This window comes from Actinophytocola sp. (genome assembly GCF_036378875.1).
Lineage (GTDB): Bacteria > Actinomycetota > Actinomycetes > Mycobacteriales > Pseudonocardiaceae > Actinophytocola.
Genome location: NZ_DASUVO010000048.1, coordinates 44,613 through 63,390, shown reverse-complemented (window position 1 = coordinate 63,390; position 18,778 = coordinate 44,613). Strand labels below are relative to the sequence as shown.

The 18,778-nt window shown below is 68.8% G+C and carries 19 protein-coding genes and 1 pseudogene; 10 read left to right on the top strand and 10 right to left on the bottom strand.

Features of this window, described 5'->3' with window-relative positions:
• Window positions 1-17 precede the first annotated feature (17 nt).
• The 3 genes from rocD to VF106_RS13980 all read right to left on the bottom strand — a co-directional run bounded on the left by rocD (window position 18) and on the right by VF106_RS13980 (window position 3,784).
• Entirely contained in the window at window positions 18-1,217 is a 1,200-nt protein-coding gene (rocD, locus tag VF106_RS13990; RefSeq protein WP_330840185.1) for an ornithine--oxo-acid transaminase, read from the bottom strand.
• Between the two features lie 91 nt (window positions 1,218-1,308).
• Window positions 1,309-2,766 carry a peptidase M16 family protein gene (locus VF106_RS13985; protein WP_330840101.1) on the bottom strand — a complete coding sequence of 486 codons (1,458 nt, stop codon included), beginning with the start codon at window positions 2,764-2,766 and terminating at the stop codon, window positions 1,309-1,311.
• A 79-nt stretch (window positions 2,767-2,845) separates the two neighbouring features.
• Window positions 2,846-3,784 carry a GlxA family transcriptional regulator gene (locus VF106_RS13980; RefSeq protein WP_330840100.1) on the bottom strand — a complete coding sequence of 313 codons (939 nt, stop codon included), beginning with the start codon at window positions 3,782-3,784 and terminating at the stop codon, window positions 2,846-2,848.
• Window positions 3,785-3,865: 81 nt separating this feature from the next.
• Between VF106_RS13980 and VF106_RS13975 the strand changes: the two genes are divergently transcribed.
• The 5 genes and pseudogenes from VF106_RS13975 to VF106_RS13955 all read left to right on the top strand — a co-directional run bounded on the left by VF106_RS13975 (window position 3,866) and on the right by VF106_RS13955 (window position 6,458).
• Complete coding sequence (locus VF106_RS13975) at window positions 3,866-4,303, top strand: hypothetical protein (RefSeq protein ID WP_330840099.1); 438 nt, start codon at window positions 3,866-3,868, stop codon at window positions 4,301-4,303.
• Between the two features lie 2 nt (window positions 4,304-4,305).
• Entirely contained in the window at window positions 4,306-4,548 is a 243-nt protein-coding gene (locus VF106_RS13970) for a hypothetical protein (protein ID WP_330840184.1), read from the top strand.
• A gap of 72 nt (window positions 4,549-4,620) precedes the next feature.
• On the top strand, window positions 4,621-5,067 hold the full coding sequence (locus tag VF106_RS13965) for a GNAT family N-acetyltransferase (RefSeq protein WP_330840098.1): 447 nt from the start codon (window positions 4,621-4,623) through the stop codon (window positions 5,065-5,067).
• A 71-nt stretch (window positions 5,068-5,138) separates the two neighbouring features.
• Window positions 5,139-5,774: pseudogene (locus VF106_RS13960) on the top strand (alpha/beta fold hydrolase); the annotation flags it as partial.
• A 9-nt stretch (window positions 5,775-5,783) separates the two neighbouring features.
• A complete protein-coding gene (locus tag VF106_RS13955) occupies window positions 5,784-6,458 on the top strand; it encodes an HxlR-like winged helix-turn-helix transcriptional regulator (protein WP_330840097.1) in 675 nt (224 codons plus the stop codon).
• A gap of 131 nt (window positions 6,459-6,589) precedes the next feature.
• On the opposite strand, the gene VF106_RS13950 is transcribed toward VF106_RS13955, so the two are convergent.
• Window positions 6,590-7,165, bottom strand: coding sequence for a TetR/AcrR family transcriptional regulator (locus VF106_RS13950; protein ID WP_330840096.1), 576 nt, complete (start codon window positions 7,163-7,165; stop codon window positions 6,590-6,592).
• A 76-nt stretch (window positions 7,166-7,241) separates the two neighbouring features.
• Between VF106_RS13950 and VF106_RS13945 the strand changes: the two genes are divergently transcribed.
• Window positions 7,242-8,060, top strand: coding sequence for an alpha/beta hydrolase family protein (locus tag VF106_RS13945; protein ID WP_330840095.1), 819 nt, complete (start codon window positions 7,242-7,244; stop codon window positions 8,058-8,060).
• Complete coding sequence (locus VF106_RS13940) at window positions 8,057-9,178, top strand: YbfB/YjiJ family MFS transporter (protein ID WP_330840094.1); 1,122 nt, start codon at window positions 8,057-8,059, stop codon at window positions 9,176-9,178. The genes VF106_RS13945 and VF106_RS13940 overlap by 4 nt, the downstream gene beginning before the upstream one ends.
• Before the next feature lie 722 nt (window positions 9,179-9,900).
• Here the strand turns inward: VF106_RS13940 and VF106_RS13935 are convergent.
• From VF106_RS13935 to VF106_RS13915, 5 genes are all read right to left on the bottom strand, one after another.
• Window positions 9,901-10,899, bottom strand: a complete 999-nt coding sequence (locus tag VF106_RS13935) for a TIGR03842 family LLM class F420-dependent oxidoreductase (RefSeq protein ID WP_330840093.1) — start codon at window positions 10,897-10,899, stop codon at window positions 9,901-9,903.
• Window positions 10,900-10,915: 16 nt separating this feature from the next.
• On the bottom strand, window positions 10,916-12,301 hold the full coding sequence (hydA, locus tag VF106_RS13930; protein ID WP_330840092.1) for a dihydropyrimidinase: 1,386 nt from the start codon (window positions 12,299-12,301) through the stop codon (window positions 10,916-10,918).
• Between the two features lies 1 nt (window position 12,302).
• Window positions 12,303-13,145 carry a nitrilase-related carbon-nitrogen hydrolase gene (locus VF106_RS13925; protein WP_330840091.1) on the bottom strand — a complete coding sequence of 281 codons (843 nt, stop codon included), beginning with the start codon at window positions 13,143-13,145 and terminating at the stop codon, window positions 12,303-12,305.
• Window positions 13,138-14,679: an NCS1 family nucleobase:cation symporter-1 gene (locus VF106_RS13920; protein ID WP_330840090.1), complete on the bottom strand. Its 1,542-nt coding sequence runs from the start codon at window positions 14,677-14,679 to the stop codon at window positions 13,138-13,140. Before VF106_RS13920 ends, VF106_RS13925 begins: the two co-directional genes overlap by 8 nt.
• A 69-nt stretch (window positions 14,680-14,748) precedes the next feature.
• A complete protein-coding gene (locus VF106_RS13915; protein WP_330840089.1) occupies window positions 14,749-15,024 on the bottom strand; it encodes a hypothetical protein in 276 nt (91 codons plus the stop codon).
• A gap of 98 nt (window positions 15,025-15,122) precedes the next feature.
• Between VF106_RS13915 and VF106_RS13910 the strand changes: the two genes are divergently transcribed.
• Genes VF106_RS13910 through VF106_RS13900 form a run of 3 tightly spaced genes read left to right on the top strand, consistent with a single transcriptional unit; the run spans window position 15,123 to window position 17,962 of the window.
• Window positions 15,123-15,986, top strand: coding sequence for a helix-turn-helix domain-containing protein (locus VF106_RS13910; RefSeq protein ID WP_330840088.1), 864 nt, complete (start codon window positions 15,123-15,125; stop codon window positions 15,984-15,986).
• Window positions 15,987-16,012: 26 nt separating this feature from the next.
• Window positions 16,013-16,318: a DUF397 domain-containing protein gene (locus VF106_RS13905; RefSeq protein WP_330840087.1), complete on the top strand. Its 306-nt coding sequence runs from the start codon at window positions 16,013-16,015 to the stop codon at window positions 16,316-16,318.
• A gap of 54 nt (window positions 16,319-16,372) precedes the next feature.
• Entirely contained in the window at window positions 16,373-17,962 is a 1,590-nt protein-coding gene (locus VF106_RS13900) for a peptidoglycan-binding domain-containing protein (RefSeq protein WP_330840086.1), read from the top strand.
• Here VF106_RS13900 and VF106_RS13895 read toward each other — a convergent pair.
• Complete coding sequence (locus VF106_RS13895) at window positions 17,955-18,752, bottom strand: LLM class flavin-dependent oxidoreductase (RefSeq protein WP_330840085.1); 798 nt, start codon at window positions 18,750-18,752, stop codon at window positions 17,955-17,957. The two genes, VF106_RS13900 and VF106_RS13895, sit on opposite strands and share 8 nt — an antisense overlap.
• Window positions 18,753-18,778: the final 26 nt, after the last annotated feature.

Below are 18,778 nucleotides of genomic sequence, written 5' to 3'. Positions count from 1 at the left end.
CAAGCTCTTGCACGTCGTCAGCGACTCAGGACCTCGGTGATCGTGTCCACGCCGCGGTCCAGGTCCTCGCGCGAGATCATCAGTGGCGGCGCGACCCGCAGCGTGGTGTCGTGCGTTTCCTTGCACAGCACGCCCCGCTGCATCAGCTCCTCGCTGGCCTCCCGTGCGGTGATCCCGCCCGGGGCGATCTCGATGCCGGCCCACAGCCCACGGCCGCGCACCTCCGCGACGCCGTGCCCAACCAGCTCGCCGAGTCGGCGGTGCAGGTGTGTGCCCAGCGACGCGGACCGGGTGAGGAAGTCACCCTCGTGCAGCAGCCGGATGACCGCGCGCCCGACGGCGCAGGCGAGTGGGTTGCCGCCGAACGTCGAGCCGTGCTCGCCCGGCCGCAGTACGCCGAGCACGTCCCGGCGCCCGACCACGGCGGACACCGGCATGATCCCGCCGCCCAGTGCCTTGCCCAGCGTGTACAGGTCGGCGACCACGCCCTCGTGCTCGCAGGCGAACAGCGTCCCTGTCCGGCCGAGGCCGGCCTGGATCTCGTCGGCGATCAGCAGCACGTCGTGGTTGGTGCACAGCTGCCGCACCTCACGCAGGTAGCCGGCCGGCGGGGTCAGCACCCCGGCCTCACCCTGCACCGGCTCGATCAGCACGGCGGCGGTGCGCCGAGTGATCGCCTCCTCCAGCGCCTGGATGTCGCCGTACTTCACGACCCGGAACCCGGGTGTGTACGGGCCGAAGTCCGCCCTCGCGGTGTCGTCGGTGGAGAACGATATGATCGTGGTCGTGCGGCCGTGGAAGTTCGACCCGGCCACGATGATCTCGGCGGTGCCGTCCGGCACGCCCTTCACCTGGTAGGCCCACTTCCGCGCGACCTTCAGCGCCGACTCGACCGCCTCCGCACCGGAGTTCATCGGCAGCACCATCTCGGTGCCGGTCAGCTCGGCGAGCTCCCGACAGAACAGTCCGAGCTGGTCGTGGTGGAACGCCCGGCTGGTCAGCGTGACCCGCCCGAGCTGCTCGACCGCGGCGGCGACCAGGGCGGGGTGGCGGTGCCCGAAGTTCAGCGCCGAGTAGCCGGCCAGGAAGTCCAGGTACCGCTTTCCGTGCACGTCGGTGACCCACGCGCCCTCTGCCTCCGCGATCACCACGGGCAGCGGGTGGTAGTTGTGCGTGCTCCACTGTTCGTCGAGCGCGATGAAGTCTGCGGCAGTCATCGACATGTAAACAGGTTAAGCCGGGTCAGCGGCGGTTTCATCCGTGGACCATTGCGTTGATCGCCGATTCGTTGCGTCATCCGTCGGTATCTCAGTCATTCGTTGCAAACTCGCTGGGTGCATAGTGCAGCTCGGCGGCCACTGCCCGGTCCACGGCCTCGATCACCGGTTCGACGCCGCCGAACAGCGACCGCAGCACCGGGACGACGCAGCCTCGCCTGCCGAACAGGATCCGACCGTCCTCCTCGCTGCGCACGCCGACCACCTCGGTGAACGCGACGTGGTGCACGTCGCCGTCACCGTCGACGATCGCCACGCCGCTGTCGGACAGGATCAGCCGCGCCGCCCGGGCCTGCTTGTTCACGAGCCGTGCGAGCCGAGGCGGGCGGAACTCCCGACCGGGTGGCACGGTGTCCGTGCGCGGGCATCCACCCAGTGGCAGCCCGAGGTCCAGCTCGACGTCCTCCGGGACCGTCAGCAGCGCGGTCCGCAGTGACTCGGTGAGCGTCGCCGCGATCTGTGCGGGCAGCACCTGCTCGGCGTTGGCCAGCAGTTCGGCGCTGGTTCGGTAGGGGAAGCCGAACAGCCGCGCGTAGGCCGCGTTCTCCAGCTCACCGAAGGGCGCGCGGGGATCGTCGAACATGTGCCGCAACCCCTCGACGGCGAACGCCAGTTCCTCGGCGGTGGGCCCGTTGGTGGCCAGGTCCTGGGCGGTCTGCCACAGGATGGTCGCGGCCTGCGCCTCCTGACCCTCACGCGCGTCGAGCCAGATCAGCCGGTCGGCCCGCGTGGTGTCGTGGTCGACGTGCGCGCCGTCGACGTCGTAGCTGATCCCCTGCTCGCGACGCGCGGTCTCCATGAGCCGCTCCCGCAGCACGTCCATCGCCAGGACCGCACCCGCGTCCCGGGCCGGCCCGAGCAGCGCGAGCCCCGGCGCCGGCGACGGCTCGGCCGCCCAGTTCGCGTGCCCCGCGTCGACGAGCTGCGGCGCCACACGGACCGGCCGCTCCCCGTCGGGCAGCGGTAACCGAAGCCCCTCCGGCGGCGGCCCGGTCAGCGTGACGACGGCGTTGGCGCGGGTGAAGAACTTCTGGACGTGCTCGGTCACCTGCTCGGCGGAGAGCCGGTCGTAGCCGGGGCCTTCCCAGAGCGCGAGCCCAGGCCCGTTGGCCCCGAACCGCCGGTTGAGCAGGATCGCCGCCGTGGGATGCGTGACGTGCCCACCCTCGGCGGCGAGGACCCCGGCCTCCTTCTCGATCCGGTCGAGCGGCAACTCGGCGAGCGCCGTGCAGACGGCGGCCAGGAACTCGACGACGTGCTGAGGCTTGCCGGCGGCGTAGAACTCGGTGGTGTCGAGGTCGACGGCGGCGTTGTGCTCGTAGTGCACGCGGGGCAGCGTGCTCATGGCCAGGTGCTCGACCAGGTGGGTGATCCCGATGGTCCGAAAGCTCTCGTCCCGCGCCCCGACGCCGAAGACGATGGTCCCGGTCAGAGGCCCTGGCGCGTCCGCCCAGAGCACCGGCACCCCGTCGACCTCAGTCTCGTTCATGGCGGGGAGATTAGCTGACGGCCTACCGGGCCTGGTGAGGTATTTCCCGTGGTCAGAGCGTCACGGAGAGATACGTCGGTCAGCTCTGGAAGGCGGCGCGGTAGGCGTTCGGGCTCGTGCCGACGACGCGTTTGAAGCGTTCCCGAAAGGCGGTCGGGGAGCCGAAGCCGACCTCGCCCGCGATGCGGTCCACCGGATGGGTCGTGTTCTCCAACAGGTACTGCGCCTGCCGCACTCGTTCCCGGTGCAGCCATTGCAAGGGAGTCGTGCCGGTCTGTTCGCGGAAACGGCGGTTGAGGGTGCGGGTGCTCATGCCGGCGTGCGTGGCGATGTCCGCCAAGGTCAGGTCGGACGTCGTGTTGGCGGTGAGCCAGTTCAGCAGGAGTTCCATTTCGGTGCCGCGGGGCACGGGCGGCTGGTCGTGCACGATGAACTGCGCCTGCCCGCCCTCCCGTTCCAGGGGCACCACCGACAGACGGGCAACACTCGCCGCCGCTGCCGAACCGTGGTCGCGGCGGATCATGTGTAGGCACAGGTCCAGGCCTGCCGCCGCGCCCGCTGAGGTCAGGAACTGGCCGTTGTCGACGTACAGCACGTTCGAGTCGACCTCGATCTCCGGATGTCTCGCGGCCAGTTCGGGTGCGGCCAGCCAGTGGGTGGTCGCACGCAGGCCGTCGAGCAGGCCCGTGGCCGCCAGGGTGAACGCGCCGACACAGATCGACGCGATTCGGGTGCCGCGGGCCGCTGCCGCGCGGAGGGCGTCGACGGCGTCGGGCGGTGGTGGGGCGTCCGTGTTCTCGCAGCCCGGCACGATGATCGTGTCCGCGTCGGCCAGTGCCTCGAGGCCCCAGTTCGGGTGCATGGTGAACGTCTCGGTCTTCACCGGGCCCGTGCCGCACACCCGCACGTCGTAGGCGGGGCAGTCGCCGGCCAGCTGGGCGAAGCCCAAGGTGTTCACCGGCGTGGCCAGGTCGAAGGCGATGACACCGTCCAGCGCGAGCACGGCCACCGTGTGCATGAGGCTCCTTGGCGAGAATCCGTTGGTCAATGGCATTCTTGCCGATTCTCACCCGGGTTGGCGATCACTACCGTCGGCGGCGTGACAAAGGTCCTGCTGTCCCTGCATGTTCTCGTGGCGATCCTGGCCGTGGGGCCCGTCGCGGTCGCGGCGAGCATGTTCCCGCCGGCCGTACGCGCTGGTGATGAGCACAAACTCCGCCTGCTGCACCGGATCTGCCGTGTCTACGCGGGGATCGGCATCGCCGTGCCGGTCTTCGGGTTCGCCACCGCCAGCTTCATGGGGGTGCTCGGGGACACGTGGCTGCTCGTGTCGATCGCGTTGACCGCCGTGGCCGCCGCCGTGCTGGTGCTCCAGGTGTTGCCGGGTCAGGAGAAACTCCTCGCGGTCGCCCCGGAAGGCACGACGTTGACACGCGTCAGCACGCGCCTTGCCATGTTCACGGGCGTCTTCAACCTGTTGTGGGCGACGGTCACCGTGCTGATGATCGTCCGCCCCGGCTCAACGACCGGGGCGTGAGCATGCGACCGTTCCGCGCGATGGCGGCGGTGGAGTTCGTGACTCTGTTGGTTTTGCTGGCGAACCTGGCCACGCTCCACCTGCCGGTCGTCTCGTCGTTGGGCGGTCCGGTGCACGGCTGCGCGTACTTGTTCGTCGTGGTGGCCACACTGCGCAATCCGGCGGCGACCAGGGCGACGAAAGCCATGGCGTGGCTGCCAGGGGTCGGCGGTCTGCTGGTCGTGCGTCAGCTCGCCGTGGCATGAACCCGTGTGGACTGCCCGAAACGCGCACCAGTGGCCCTGCCCCGCCGTCGCCGGCACGGCGATCATGTTCCGGTGACCGAACTTCGACATGTGTCCGAACTCGACGACGACAGCACGGAACTCGCGTTCCCGGCGATGAAGGAGCTGCGCACACACCTGACCGAGGTGGCCTCGTTCGTCGAACGGGTGCGCCAACTTCGGGCGGAGGGCTACCGGCTGGTGGGCGCGTTCGACGACGGCGGGTCGGTCGTGGCGGTCGCCGGGTTCCGATGTGGACAGAACCTGGCCCTTGGCCGGCACCTGTACGTGGACGACCTGAGCACCCTGCCCGCGGCGCGCCGGCAGGGCCACGCCGGCGCACTCCTGCGCTGGCTGGACGACGAGGCCCGCCGGCTCGGCTGCGCCTACGTGCACCTCGACTCCGCAACCCACCGCCACGACGCGCACCGGCGCTACCTCTCGTCGGGGTACGTCATCGAGGCGTTCCACTTCACCAAGTCTCTCGACTTCTCCTCTTAGTATCGTATACTTCAAAAACAGGAAGTACGCGGGAGGAGAACCATGAGCACCTTCGTGTCGTCCACGGCGCCTGGCACGGGAGTTGGGCCTGGGACCGAGTGACGCCACTGCTCTCCAAGGTGGTCACCCCCGACCTCACGCTCGACCGAGATGTCGGCCTGCACGACCATGTCGGCGAGGTGGTGGCCACCATCGACTCGACGGCCGACCCGGATCTTGTGCTGGTCGGCCACAGCTACGCCGGTCTGGTCGTCCGGCAGGCGGCGGACCTGCGGCCGGATCGGGTGACGCACGTCGTCCTGATCGACGGTTGGGCCGGAAAGGACGGCGCCAGTATGGAAAGCCTGGCACCCGACTGGTTCATGGCCTGGGTCCGCACTGCGGCGGGTGACGGTTGGCGCGTCCCGGCACCCGCTCCCGGCGCGTTCGGCATCACCGATCCGGACGACGTGCGGTGGCTCGGCGAGCGGCTCCAGGGGCATCCACTGAGGACGTTCACCGAGACGACGAGCCTGACCGGTGCCGTGGACCGCATACCCGGCACGGGAATCTACTGTCGCCCGGAAAGTCTCCCGTTCGCCCGGCTCGCCGAGGAGGTCGGCTACGAACCCGTGGCGCTGGACGGTCCACACGACGTGCCGCTGAGCCATCCGCACGCGGTGGCCGAGGTGCTGCTTGGCTTAAGAAACGAGAAGTGTGCGACATAGAATGCGGAAGTGGACCAGCGAACGTACAACCAGTACTGCGCCACCGCGCGCACGCTCGACCTTGTTGGCGAGCGCTGGACACTGCTGCTCATCCGCGACCTGCTGACCGGCCCGAAGCGGTTCGGCGACCTGCAGCGCAGCCTGCGTGGCATGGGCACCGGCCTGCTGGCGGCGCGGATGAAGCACCTCGAACGAGAAGGACTGGTCGCCAAGGTCACGCTGCCCCCACCGGCCCGCACCCCCGCTTACACCTTGACCGAGGCGGGCAAGGAGCTGGGTCCTGCGGTACTCGCCCTCGCCCGATGGGGCACGAAATGGGCCATGGGCGAGCGACGGGACGGCGAGACGTTCCACCCCGGCTGGGCGGTGCTGGCGATGGAAGCCTTCTTCGACCCGAGCGCCGCCGACGGCGTACGTGCGGTGTACGAGTTCCGCGTCGACGACGAGGTGTTCCACACCCGCATCGCTGACGGTGCCGTCGAAGCACAACACGGCCCGGCCCAACTCCCTGACGCGACACTGGAAATGACGGCTGACGTCCTCGTTCGCATCACCGAGGGCCACATGACGCTCGCGGAGGCGATCAGGAACCGAGCGGTCGCCGTTTCAGGTGACAAGGAAGCGTTGCGGCGGTTGCGGACCCTGTTCCATCGACCGCGGCCGACGGCCCGGCCCGGGGCCTGATCTTCGCCAGCCAGTCCTTGGCGTCCGGCCGGTGGCGCTTGCGGAGCCGGGTGGTCGCTGTCTTGGGTGACGAGGCGTTCCGGCGGTTGCGCACTCTGTTCCGTCGGCCGCAGGCCATTGTGCGGTTCTGATTAGTGGCGGAGCAGGGCGAGTGCGGCCTGTTTGGCGACCACTGCCGCGTCGGTGTCGCCGCGGTGGTCGGCCAGGGTGGTGGCGCCGGAGACCAGCGTCAGGAGTTGCCTGCCGACGGTGGTCGGGTCGGTGACGCCCGCGCGGCGCGCGATGTCGGTCAGCAGCTCCAGGCGGCGGTCCAGGTGCCGTCTGGCCACGGCGCGCGGTGGGCCCTCGTGTTGCTGGGCCGCCGCGTTGAGGATCGCGCAGCCGCGGAACGTCGGTTCGGCGTGCCATCCCGCCAGCGCGTCGAAGACGGCGGCGAGCTGGTCGAACGGGTCGTCGCCAGCCGACTCCGCGGCACTGCGCAGCCAGCGGGTGACCTTGTCGCTGCGGGACTCGAGCACCGCCTGCACCAGCTTGTCCTTCGCGCCGAAGTGGCGGTACAGCGTCTCCTTCGACACCCCGATCGTCGTGCACAGTTCGGCGACGCCGATGCCGTCCAGGCCGCGTGCGTAGAACAGGTCGGTCGCCGCGTCGAGGATCGTGGCGCGGGTGTGGGCCGGGTCGAGCGAGGCGCCTTTGGCGACGGGCATGACATAGATAGTACCGATCGGTTCGAAGATCTGTTAGCGTCACATCGAACCGATCGGTTCTATGTGAAAGGCGATCATGGCTCACTTCCTCACGGCCGACCCGCCGGCCGACGTCACCCCGGCGGCGAGTACCCCCGCGGTGACGTTCACCAGTGCCGGCGAGACGCTGCTGGGTGTCCTGCACCTGCCGGCCGGGCCAGGTCCTCATCCGGTTGTCGTTCTGCTGCACGGGTTTCCCGGCATCGAGCGCAACTTCGACCTGGCCCACGCGCTCCGTCGTGCCGGCTACGCGGCGCTCGTGTTCCACTACCGCGGCTCGTGGGGCGTGGGCGGCACGTGGTCGTTCCAGCACGTGCTCGACGACGCCGGCCAGGTGGTCACCACGCTGCGTTCCGAGGCAGCTGTGTACGGGCTGGACTCGCGGCGCCTCGCCGTGGTCGGGCACAGCCTGGGCGGGTTCGCCGCGCTCATGACCGCGGCGGCTGATCCGGCGGTCAGCGCCGTGGTCTCGGTGGCCGGGTTCGACTTCGGTGCCGCGGCCGCACTGTCCCGCGCGGACCCGGCCGTGCGAGCCGCGTACGTCGAGTCGTGGGACGGCGAGTTGCTGCCGTTGCGGGGCACGAGCGGCGAGGCGCTCGTCGCCGAGATGGAGGCCGCCGGCGAGTCGTGGCGGTTGGCCGGACTCGCGCCGCGACTGGCGGACCGGCCCGTGCTGCTCATCGGCGCCGGCCGGGACTCCGTCGCACCGGTCGACGTGCACCACCACCCGCTGGTGGCCGCGTACCAGGGTCGCTTGGCGCACAAGGTTTTCCCGACCGACCACGCCCTGTCCGACCACCGGGTGGCGCTGGCCCGCACGGTCGTTGACTTCCTCGACCGGCACCTGAGGGGATGACCCGGTGGCAGGAGGCCCGCCTCGCTCTGGGCACCGCGTCCGCGCTCGGGCTCTGCCGCTTCGCCTACGGGCTCGTGCTCCCCGCCATGGCCGCAGAGTTGCGGTGGACCCTCGCCCAATCCGGCGCGATGACCACCGCGAACGGGCTCGGCTACCTTGCCGGTGCGCTGGCCGCCGCCGGGTTCGCCCGCCTGTTGGGCGTCGCGGCGACGTTCCGGCTCGGCATGGTGCTGTGCGCGGCGTCGCTCGCGGCGACCGGGATGAGCGCCGACTACACCGCACTGCTCGCGGCCCGGGCGGTCGCCGGGTTCGCGGGGGCGCTGGTGTTCGTGGCCGGCGCGGTCATCGCCCCGACCGCCGTGTACTTCGCCGGCGCCGGACTCGGGATCGCGCTCAGCGGTGCGGTCATCCCGCCGTTACTCGACCTCCACCCGGAACGCTGGCCGCTCGCGTGGGCGGGTCTGGCCGTCGCCGGTGTCCTGGCCGCCGCACTGAGCTGGTCCGCAGCCCGACCGGACACGGTCCACAGTGGCGTGACGGCGTCCCCCATCCGTCCACTGTGGTCGGTCGGGGTGGTGTACGTGTTGTTCGCCGTCGGTTACATCGCCTACATCACCTTCCTGTCCGCTTACCTCGCTGACCGGCACGCGTCCACGGCACAGACCGCGCTCGCGTGGACCGTGCTGGGCGTCGCCGTCATGGCCGCACCGGCGTTGTGGCGGCACCCGATCAGGCAGTGGCCGGGCGGCCGGGTGCTCGCCGTGCTGCTCGGTGTCCTCGCCGGCGCGGCGGCACTCGCGTTGCTCGGCGCCAGCCAGCCGGTCGTGCTGGTGTCGGCCGTCGCCTACGGCGCGACCTTCATGGCCGTGCCGGCAGCGGTGACCGCCGTGGTCCACGCCACCACCCCCGCGCCGAGGCTGCCCGGCGTGCTCGCGACCTTCACGGTCGTCTTCGCCGCCGGGCAGATGGCGGGCCCGTGGCTCGCGGGCCTGCTGGCCGACCACACCGGCGCCGGCGCCACGCTGGCCTGGACGGCCACGATGTGCGGCACAGGTGCCGTCGTGGCCGCCGTCTTCGTCCGGCCGGCCATAGGATCGCGGCGAGACTGCGTCCTATGAAAGGAGGACAGAGTGGACACAAAGGACCCAAGGGACCCGAACGAACCTGACGACGTGTGGGCGTGGGTATGGCCACGCGCGTTCATTGGGTTCTGAGATCAACGCGAACACCGCACAGCAGCCGCCGCGAACAGCATCGCGCGAACCACCCCAGATGAGTGTGGCGGGCAGACCCGCTTCGCGGGCGGACGCGAAAGCGGGCCTGTCGATGCTGCCCGTGCCACCGGCGCTGTCCCGAAAGACGCTTTCAGGTCGTTGAACGTCATCAGCGCGTCTTTCGAGACATCGGCGATGCCCCGAACGCGTCTTTCGGGACACCCAGCGGATGCGCGCCGGGCGCGCAGCGCCCGACGCCCGCGAAGCGCCTGACCAGGCCCGTACCTCTCGCAAGGTCCGACATCCCGACAATCATTGGTTGATTGAACGTCCCATCGCGCTGTTCGGGACACCGCCCACGTCCCAAAGCGCCATTCGCGAGCGGCCCCGTGCGAGTGCTGCCTGGTGCTGCCGCCCGGCGCCCGCGAACGGACCCGGACGAGCGCGCGGGCCGGACGAGCGAACGGGCCCGGACGAGCGCGCGGGCCGGACGAACGAGCGGGCCGGACCAGCGAACGGTGTCCCATAGTGCCCTCGAGACGCCCATCCAGGCGCTTGTCCGCGCGGGACGCAGCACTCCGCCTCCCGCGCGACAAGCATGGGTGCACCACCGTCGCGCAGCCGCGTCACGCTGTCAGTTTGGGGATGATCTCCGTTCCATAGGCTGCCAGGGTTTGCTCCTTCTGGTCGTGCATGAGGTAGAGCGCGAACTGGTCGACGCCCAGCTCCGCCAGTTCGGTCAGGCGGTCGACGTGTGCCGACGCCGGGCCAACCAGGCAGAAGCGGTCGACGATGGAGTCCGGCACGAAGTCCGTCGACGGGTTGCCCGCCTTGCCGTGATGGGCGTAGTCGTAGCCCTGCCGCCCCCGGATGTAGTCCGTGAGCTCGTGGGGGACAGGGCCGGACTCGCCGTAGCGGGCCACCAGGTCGGCCACGTGGTTGCCCACCATGCCGCCGAACCATCTCAGCTGGTCGCGCTGGTGTGCCACGTCCTCCCCGACGTACGCGGGCGCCGCCACGCACATCGTGATGCCGCCCGGGTCACGGCCCGCCGCGCGGGCCGCCTCCCGGACGGACTCGATCGTCCACCGGGTAATCGCCGGGTCGGCCGTCTGCAGGATGAAGCCGTCGGCGTGTTCGCCGACCAGCTGCAGCGCCTTGGGCCCGTACGCCGCCATCCAGACTTCCAGCCGGCCGTCGCGTACCCAGGGGATGCGTACCGGTGTGCCATGGTGTGTGACCTCCCGTCCTTCCGCCAGTTCGCGGATGACGTGGATCGAATCACGCACCACCGACAGCGGCGCCGGCTTCTGTCCGATGACCCGTCGCGCTGAGTCACCTCGGCCGATGCCGCACACCGTTCGGTTGCCGTACATGTCGTTGAGGGTTGCGAAGAGTGACGCGGTGACCGACCAGTCGCGAGTGACCGGGTTGGTCACCATGGGCCCTACCACCAGGCGTTTTGTCGCCGCGAGGATCGAGGAGTAGATCACGAACGGTTCTTGCCATAACACGACCGAGTCAAATGTCCAGCCGTAGGTGAAACCTTGCTGTTCGGCCGCCACCATGAGGTCCACGACCGCTGACGCGGGCGGGTCCGTCTGCGCCACCACACCGAATTCCACGACCACACACCACCAATCAGACGAGGTACTGCGACAGTTCGCGGGAGAGGAACTTGCCGTGCCCCTCGCGGCCGTGGAAGGCGCCGTCGGCCACCACGACCGAACCGCGGGACAGCACGGTCGACACCCCGCCGCTGATCGACATGCCCTCGTACGCCGAGTAGTCCACCGCCATGTGGTGCGTGTCCACGCCCAGCGTCTGCCGCACCGACGGGTCGTACACGACGATGTCCGCGTCCGCGCCAGGGGCGATCACGCCCTTGCGCGGGTAGAGGCCGAACATCCGCGCCGGGGTCGCCGACGCCACCTCCACCCAGCGTTGCAGCGACAGCTCGCCGGCCACGACGCCCTGGTGCAGCAGGTCCATCCGGTGCTCGACGCCGGGAATCCCGTTGGGGATCTTGGAGAAGTCGCCGCGGCCCATCTCCTTCTGGTCCTTGAAGCAGAAGGGACAGTGGTCCGTCGACACCACCGACAGGTCGTTCGTCCGCAGGCCCCGCCACAGGTCGGCCTGGTGCTCCTTGGGCCGCAGCGGCGGGGACGCCACGTACTTCGCGCCCTCGAACTCCGGCCTGGCCAGGTCCTCTATGGACAGGTACAGGTACTGCGGGCACGTCTCCGCGAACACGTTCTGGCCGTCGTTGCGTGCCGCGGCCACCGCCGCAAGCGCTTGCGACGCCGACAGGTGCACGATGTACAGCGGAGCGCCGGTGACGCGGGCCAGCTGGATGGCCCGCGACGTCGCCTCACCCTCCAGCTCCGGCGGCCTGGTCAGCCCGTGCTGCACCGGGTCGGTCAGCCCCGAGGCGAGCGCGTCGGCCACCAGCTCGTCGATCGCGATGCCGTTCTCGGCGTGCATCATGATCGTCGCGCCGGTGTCGGACGCCTTGCGCATCGCCCGCAGGATCTCGCCGTCGGTCGCGTAGAACACGCCAGGGTAGGCCATGAACATCTTGAAGCTGTTCACGCCGGCGTCGATGCAGTTCTCCATCTCCTTCAACGACTGCTCGTTGACGTCGGAGACGATCATGTGGAACCCGTAGTCGATCGCGCAGTGCCCGTCGGCCTTCTCGTGCCACTTGTCCAGAGTGGACAGCAACGACGTGCCCTTCGCCTGCACGGCGAAGTCGATGATCGTCGTCGTGCCGCCCCACGCGGCCGCGCGGGTGCCGGTGAAGAACGAGTCCGCCGAGAACGTCCCGCCGAACGGCATCTCCATGTGTGTGTGCGCGTCGATCCCGCCGGGCAGCACGTACTTGTCGGCCGCCTCGATGACGGTGTCGGCCGTGTCGAACACGCCGGGTTCGGTGATGGCGCGAATCGTCTCGCCCTCCACCAGCACGTCCGCCCGCAGCGTGCCACCCGCGTTGACGACCGTCCCATTGCGAATCAAAGTCCGCATGTCACGCTCCGGTCAGCTGGTCGTACGTGTCCGGCCTGCGGTCCCGGTAGAACTGCCACAGGTCACGGACCTCGGTGAGCAGACCCATGTCGAGGTCACGCACGATGACCTCTTCCTCGTTGTCGGACGCTGTGGTCCCCACGACCTGGCCACGCGGGTCGGCGAAGTACGACTGCCCGTAGAAGTCGTTGTCACCCAACGGTTCCACGCCCACCCGGTTGATGGTGCCGACGTAGTACTCGTTCGCCACCGCCGCCGCGGGCTGCTCGAGCTTCCACAGGTACTCCGACAACCCCCGGGACGTGGCCGACGGGTTGAACACGATCCGCGCGCCGGCCAGTCCGAGCGCGCGCCACCCCTCGGGGAAGTGCCGCTCGTAGCAGATGTACACGCCGATCCGACCAACCGCCGTGTCGAACACGGGGTAGCCGAGGTTGCCCGGCCGGAAGTAGAACTTCTCCCAGAACCCCTTGACCTGCGGGATGTGGTTCTTGCGGTGCTTGCCGAGGTAGGTCCCGTCGGCGTCGATCACCGCCGCGGTGTTGTAGTAGACGCCCGGCTGCTCCTGCTCGTACATGGGCACGACCAGCACCACCCCGTGCTGGTCGGCCAGCTCGCACATGAGCTGCGTGGTCGGCCCGTCGGGGATCTGCTCGGTGTAGGAGTAGTAGTCGGCGTCCTGCACCTGGCAGAAGTACGGGCCGTAGAACAGCTCCTGCAGGCACACGACCTGCGCGCCCTGCGATGCCGCCGCCGCGATGTGGGTCACCGCGTTCGCGATCATCGACTCCTTGTCGCCGGTCCACCGCTGCTGCACCAGGCCGGCCCTGACGATCTCAGACAACTGCTTCTCCTTCCGGCACCGGCGTGGGAGCCGGTGCGCTCTCCCGCGAGGTGCTCCCCGCGGTCAGCAGCAGATACACGAGAGATGCTGCCACCAATCCGACGAGCCAGCTGTAGTTGTAGAACTCCTTCAAGAACGGGATCAGCCCGTCCTCCGGGAACGGCGTGCCCGACGCGCTGTGCGCGCCACCGACCGCCAGCACCGCGCCAACCAGGGTCGCGACCAGCGCCGGGATGTTCCACCCGCCGGTGAACCAGTACCTGCCGCCCTCTTTGTAGAGATCCTCCAACGCCAGGTATGTGCGTGCCCGCACCCAGTACCCGGTGATGAGCACGCCGGCCACCGCGCCGAGCACGCCACCGTAGAAGGTCAGCCACCCGTTGATGTAGATGTCCGCGTTCGCGAGCAGCTGCCACGGCTGGGCGATGATCCCGAGGACGCCGGTGATCAGCCCGCCGAGCGCGAACGTGATCTTCTTCGGGAACGCGTTGGAGAAGTCGTACGACGGGCTCACCACGTTCGCGGCCAGGTTCGCCGAGATCGTCGCCAGCACCAGCGCCACCAGGGCGATGACCACGACCACCGGCGACGAGAACCGCGCCGCGAGCTGCGCCGGGTCCCAGATCACCTCACCGAACAGCAGCGCGCCGCCCGACGTCGTCAGGATCCCGATGATCGCGATGAACGACATCGTGGTCGGCAGGCCCAGGATCTGCCCCCAGAACTGCTTGCGCTGCGACCCGCCGAACCTCGTGAAGTCCGGCATGTTCAGCGACAGCGTCGCCCAGAACGCGATCATGCCCATCAGTGACGGCGCGAACACGGTCCAGAAGTCCGCGCCCCAGCCGAGCTTCGACGGCTGCGACAGGATCGGACCCGGACCGCCGGCCTTGATCAGCACGTACGCCAGCAGGATCAGGAAACCGACGCTCACCAGCGGCGCCGTCCAGTTCTCGAACTTCCGCACGGCCTCCATGCCGCGCCAGATGATCAGCATCTGGATGACCCAGAACACCGCGAACGACGCCCACAGCGTGATGGGCTGCCCCCCGACCACCTCGGTGTTCAGCCAGCCGTCGCCGACGAGCTTGCCGACGATCACGTAGATCGCCGACCCGCCCACCCAGGTCTGGATGCCGAACCACCCGCATGCGATGAACGCCCGCAGCAACGCGGCGAGGTTCGCGCCGCGCACGCCGTAGAACGCGCGTGCGAAGACGGGGAACGGGATGCCGTATCTCGTGCCGGCGTGGCTGTTCAGCAACATCGGGATCAGGACGATGATGTTGCCGAGCGTGATCGTGAGGAATGCCTGCAGCCAGTCCATGCCCAGTGCGATCAGGCCGGAGGCGAGCAGGTAGCTGGGGATGTTGTGGGCCATCCCCATCCAGAGGGCGAAGTAGTTGTACGTGGTCCAGTTACGCTGCGCCACAGGCACTGGGGCGAGCTCTGCGTTGTAGAAGCGGCTGTCCGCGATAGCCGAGTGATCGGCGAGATCGACTCGGCCATCCTCGCTGGTGGTCGTGAGTGCCATCCTGGGATCGTGTGTCGCGGGGGTCCCGCGAGGCAGTGTCACAGTGTGCACCGTTGTCTCTGTTGGTGTTCACTTTGTCACTTGCGCAGGGTCGGTGAGCCAGGTCAGCTCCACGTCGCCGATCACTCGCATGTGGAGCAGCATGTTCTCCGCCGTCGACGTGCCGCGGGTCGCGCGGGTGTTGGGGTCGGTGTAGACGGTGCCCTGACCGTCGGGGAACTGCATGCCCCAGCCGAGGATGGTGCCCAGCTCGCGGTTTTCGTACAGACCGTGAATGGCGAACAGTCGTGGCTGGCAGATAACGGCGGCGTCAGCGAGAACTGACCTGATCCAGTTGGTGTCCATCTGGCATGGATAACTAAGGAGAAAGTTTCTCGCCACTCGTCTCCCTCTTTCGAGTGACACAGGGCGCGAAGATTCCTTCTTCCTTGCACGATGCACTTATGAGCGCACTGTCTGACGCCGACATGATCAACGCGCAGCTCGGGATCGAGTTGCGGCGATTGCGAGAGGAAGCCGGGTATACGGCCGTCGAAGCCTGCGAACCGCTCAAGGCGCAAGGCCCCAAGCTCAGCAAGATCGAGAACGGCAGGCAAGGCGCCACGCCGGACGAGGTCCGAATCCTCTGCGATTTCTATGACGTGTCCGTGGAAGAACGTGACTATCTTGTGGGGTTGGCCGAACAACGCCCCAAACGACGCCGCAGGCGAGCGGGCAAACGCGACGCGGTCCCGGACTGGTTTCGACGGTTCATCGCGCTGGAATCGGACGCAACGGAGATCAAGACCTATCAGATCGACATGATGCCGGGCCTTCTGCAGACCGAGGACTACGCCCGGGCCATGATCCGAGCGTGGGAGCCGGAGGCGGACGAGCGGCTCATCGACAAGCAGGTCGCCGTGCGGCTGAAACGCCAGGATGTCCTGCGGCGCAGCGGAAGGCCGTCGCTGCGGTACGACGTGGTGCTCGGCGAGGGCGCGCTGCGGCGGATGCTGGGCGACAAGAAGATCATGCGCCTCCAGCTCAAGCACCTGGCGAAGATGGCCAAGCGGCCGAACATCACCGTTCGGGTCTTGCCGTTCGAGGTGTCGGACCGCATTTCGGTGGCATCTGCATTCGAGTTGTTCCGGTTGGCGCAGCAGAACATCGCAACCGTCTACCTGGAGGACCTGTTCGGGGCCACCTACCTGACCGAACCCGAGGAATACACCCAGTACAGCGCCGTCTACGGGCGTCTTCGGGATGCCGCCCTCGAACCGGAGATGTCGCGGATCCTCATCGATAAGATGGCAGAGGAGTACACCTGAACGTCCCTGCCTGATTGAGGTGTGAGATGGCCTGGCGCAAGAGCAGTTTCAGCGGCTCCAACGGCGGCAGTTGTGTTGAGGTGGCGAACACGCTGGATGCTTTGCGGGATTCGAAGAACCCCGGATCTGTCCTGGCCGGTCGTGTCGACCTGCTCGTCGCGAGGGTGAGGTCCGAGACAGCGTGGCGCAAGAGCAGCTTCAGCGGCTCCAACGGCGGTGATTGCGTTGAGGTGGCCGCCACCTTGCGTGCCGTGCGGGATTCGAAGAATCCTGGGTCTGTCCTTGCCGGTCGCGTCGATCTGCTCGTCGCGAGCGTGAAAAAGCTGCCCTAAGGTCCGCCCTCGCGTGCGCTCCGCGTGCACGCTCACGCGCGCACGCTGGCGGGCATGGTCAGCCCACAAGACCTCCTCCAGCTGCCCGAGTACATCGAGCTGGCGAAGAAGCTCGGCGTCGAGCTGAAAGACCTCATCGACGCCAGGAACTCGACCGCCATCAACGTGGTCAACCGGACACAGCACGCGCTCGTGTTCATCGAGGAGCTGCGGGAGGCGCCCGGTGACTGGGCGGAGGACCCGGGCAAGGACGGCTCCGGCGCCCTGCGGATCCTGCCGCCCAACCGGATCGAGCCCGGCGACACCGCGACGTTCCTGTCCGGCGAGACCCCCAACTCGATCCTGACCGGCGACGAGGGCTGGTGCCGCTACGCCATCGGCGCGCCAGAGCACGCCCACGTCCTCATGCACTGGAACAACCCGGCCGCTGGCGACAACACCGGCGACGTGCAGATCGCGTTCCCGTCCGGGCAGACCCGGCCGGATGGCACGGTCGTCGACTTCAAGGCCACGGTGGCGTTCGCGCAGGCCGGTTCGGTGATGTCGCCGTACGAGTTCGTCGTGCTGGAGGAGGACTTCGGCGGCGGTGGGGACGGGGTCGTCGACCGGAACTCGTGCGAGATCACGGTCATCAACGAAACGCGGCAGACGTTGTACCTCAACGAGACGCACTTCGACGCGGGCGACGCGGTCACGTTCCCGGACGACGACATCCCGCCGGACAGCAGCACGACGTTCACCGTGTCGGAGAAGCTACGGCCCGACCACCGGCGGGAAGGCGTGGTGGGCTTCGCGCGGTTCTCCGTCACGCAGGACCCGTCGCATGCACTGTGGACGGTGTTCTGGAGCAACACCGAGGTGGGCGACAACATCGCGGACAACCGGCTCGACGGGGCCAGCGCGGCGCTGTACCAGATGGGGCCACCGCAGATGCCGCGTGACCGCAAGGAGGAGACGCCGGTCCGGTTCATCCTCCGCGACGCCAACGAGGGCGGCGGAGGCGGTGGCGGCGGTGGCCAGCCAAGGGAGGAACCGCCGCCCGAGACCGACGAACCGACGCTGCGGCACGGCGACGAGAGCGTCGACGGGTGGGTGGAGTACCTGCAGGAGCTGCTCAACCTGTGGGGTCATCCCGTCACGGAGAACGGCGTGTTCGACGACGAGACCTTGCGGGCGGTGTGGGCGTTCCAGGACCGCCGCGACGCGATGGTCGACGGGATCGTCGGGAACCAGACGTGGGCGTTGCTGCGCCAGGAGGACCCGAGGCCGCCGAGCACCGACGGCCGCGAGCCGCACACGTACGTCGAGCAGGGCCCGGAAGCCCGCTGGATCACCGAGGACGAGCCCGCGCGGTTCCACCAGGACACACGCGTCCTGGCGCTGTCGGCGTACAACGTGGGCAACGTCCCGATCGGCTACGGCCAGTTCCCGGCCACGGTCGACCTGACCCCGGTCGCGGGCGGCGACACCGTGCAACTGCACCTGACATGCTACTCGAACGTCGATCCGATCCCGGTGCACACGGAGTTCTCGTACGGCGTCGAGATCGCGCCCGGGGACCTGCCGCCCGGCGAGTACACGCTCCACGCGTGGATGCCGGCCGAACTGGGCGGCGACGACGTCCACACGACCGTGACTATCTGAGCGCGGCCACGGACCGGACGAACGCCTCGAGATCGGGTTCGTCCGGCGTCGGCTGGAGCACCACGGTGGTGGCCCCGGCCTCGACGAGCTGCTCGACGATCCCGGCCACGTCGTCGTTCGCGGCACCGAACTCCTGGATTTCCTCGGCGTCGAGCCGTTCCTGAGCGTCCGCCCCGAAGGCCGCCCGCGCGTAGACGACGATCGGCTTGTCGGTGGTCTCCCGCATCCGCCGAACCCCGTCCGGCCCGGCGACCCCGGCGAGAATGATCCCGTCCGCCTCCTCCACGCACACCGCGAGAGACTTCGGCCCGAACGCCCCGGCGACGACCGCGGGCGGCGGATCGGGCTGCCAGTGAAGCTGGACGTCGTCGAGGTTGACGTACCGCCCGTGCATGGTCACCCGCTCACCGGCGAGCAGCCGCCGGAGCGCGACCAGGTACTCACGCAACAGCGTCACCGGCGACTCCGCACGCACGCCGGCCTGCCCCATCCACACCTGCAACCCGTGTCCAAACGCGAGCGTCGCCCGACCGGGGAAGAGCCGCTCGATCGTGGCCACCTCCATGGCGGCCAGCGCCACGTTCCGCAACGGCACCGGCAGCAACCCGACACCGACCCGGATCCGCTCGGTCCACCCGAGCAGCGCCGTCGCGCTCGCGATGCCGCTCTCGTAGAAGCAGTCCTCCCAGAGCCAGACCTCGTCCAACCCCGACTCCTCGGCGACCCGCGCCACGTCCCGCAACCGCTCAGGCGCGAACTGCGGCCGAAACACCACACCAAGCCTCGTCACGATTCCCGATCATGCCATCCGCAGGC

What these genes read in the sequence shown, in the direction of transcription:
- VF106_RS13940 (WP_330840094.1), top strand. Translation starts at nt 8,057, where the DNA reads ATGACCCGGTGGCAGGAGGCCCGCCTCGCTCTGGGCACCGCGTCCGCG.
- VF106_RS13900 (WP_330840086.1), top strand. Translation starts at nt 16,373, where the DNA reads ATGGTCAGCCCACAAGACCTCCTCCAGCTGCCCGAGTACATCGAGCTG.
- VF106_RS13905 (WP_330840087.1), top strand. Translation starts at nt 16,013, where the DNA reads ATGGCCTGGCGCAAGAGCAGTTTCAGCGGCTCCAACGGCGGCAGTTGT.
- VF106_RS13980 (WP_330840100.1), bottom strand. Translation starts at nt 3,784, where the DNA reads ATGCACACGGTGGCCGTGCTCGCGCTGGACGGTGTCATCGCCTTCGAC.
- VF106_RS13945 (WP_330840095.1), top strand. Translation starts at nt 7,242, where the DNA reads ATGGCTCACTTCCTCACGGCCGACCCGCCGGCCGACGTCACCCCGGCG.
- VF106_RS13985 (WP_330840101.1), bottom strand. Translation starts at nt 2,766, where the DNA reads ATGAACGAGACTGAGGTCGACGGGGTGCCGGTGCTCTGGGCGGACGCG.
- VF106_RS13920 (WP_330840090.1), bottom strand. Translation starts at nt 14,679, where the DNA reads ATGGCACTCACGACCACCAGCGAGGATGGCCGAGTCGATCTCGCCGAT.
- rocD (WP_330840185.1), bottom strand. Translation starts at nt 1,217, where the DNA reads ATGACTGCCGCAGACTTCATCGCGCTCGACGAACAGTGGAGCACGCAC.
- VF106_RS13950 (WP_330840096.1), bottom strand. Translation starts at nt 7,165, where the DNA reads ATGCCCGTCGCCAAAGGCGCCTCGCTCGACCCGGCCCACACCCGCGCC.
- VF106_RS13970 (WP_330840184.1), top strand. Translation starts at nt 4,306, where the DNA reads ATGCGACCGTTCCGCGCGATGGCGGCGGTGGAGTTCGTGACTCTGTTG.
- VF106_RS13910 (WP_330840088.1), top strand. Translation starts at nt 15,123, where the DNA reads ATGAGCGCACTGTCTGACGCCGACATGATCAACGCGCAGCTCGGGATC.
- VF106_RS13915 (WP_330840089.1), bottom strand. Translation starts at nt 15,024, where the DNA reads ATGGACACCAACTGGATCAGGTCAGTTCTCGCTGACGCCGCCGTTATC.
- hydA (WP_330840092.1), bottom strand. Translation starts at nt 12,301, where the DNA reads ATGCGGACTTTGATTCGCAATGGGACGGTCGTCAACGCGGGTGGCACG.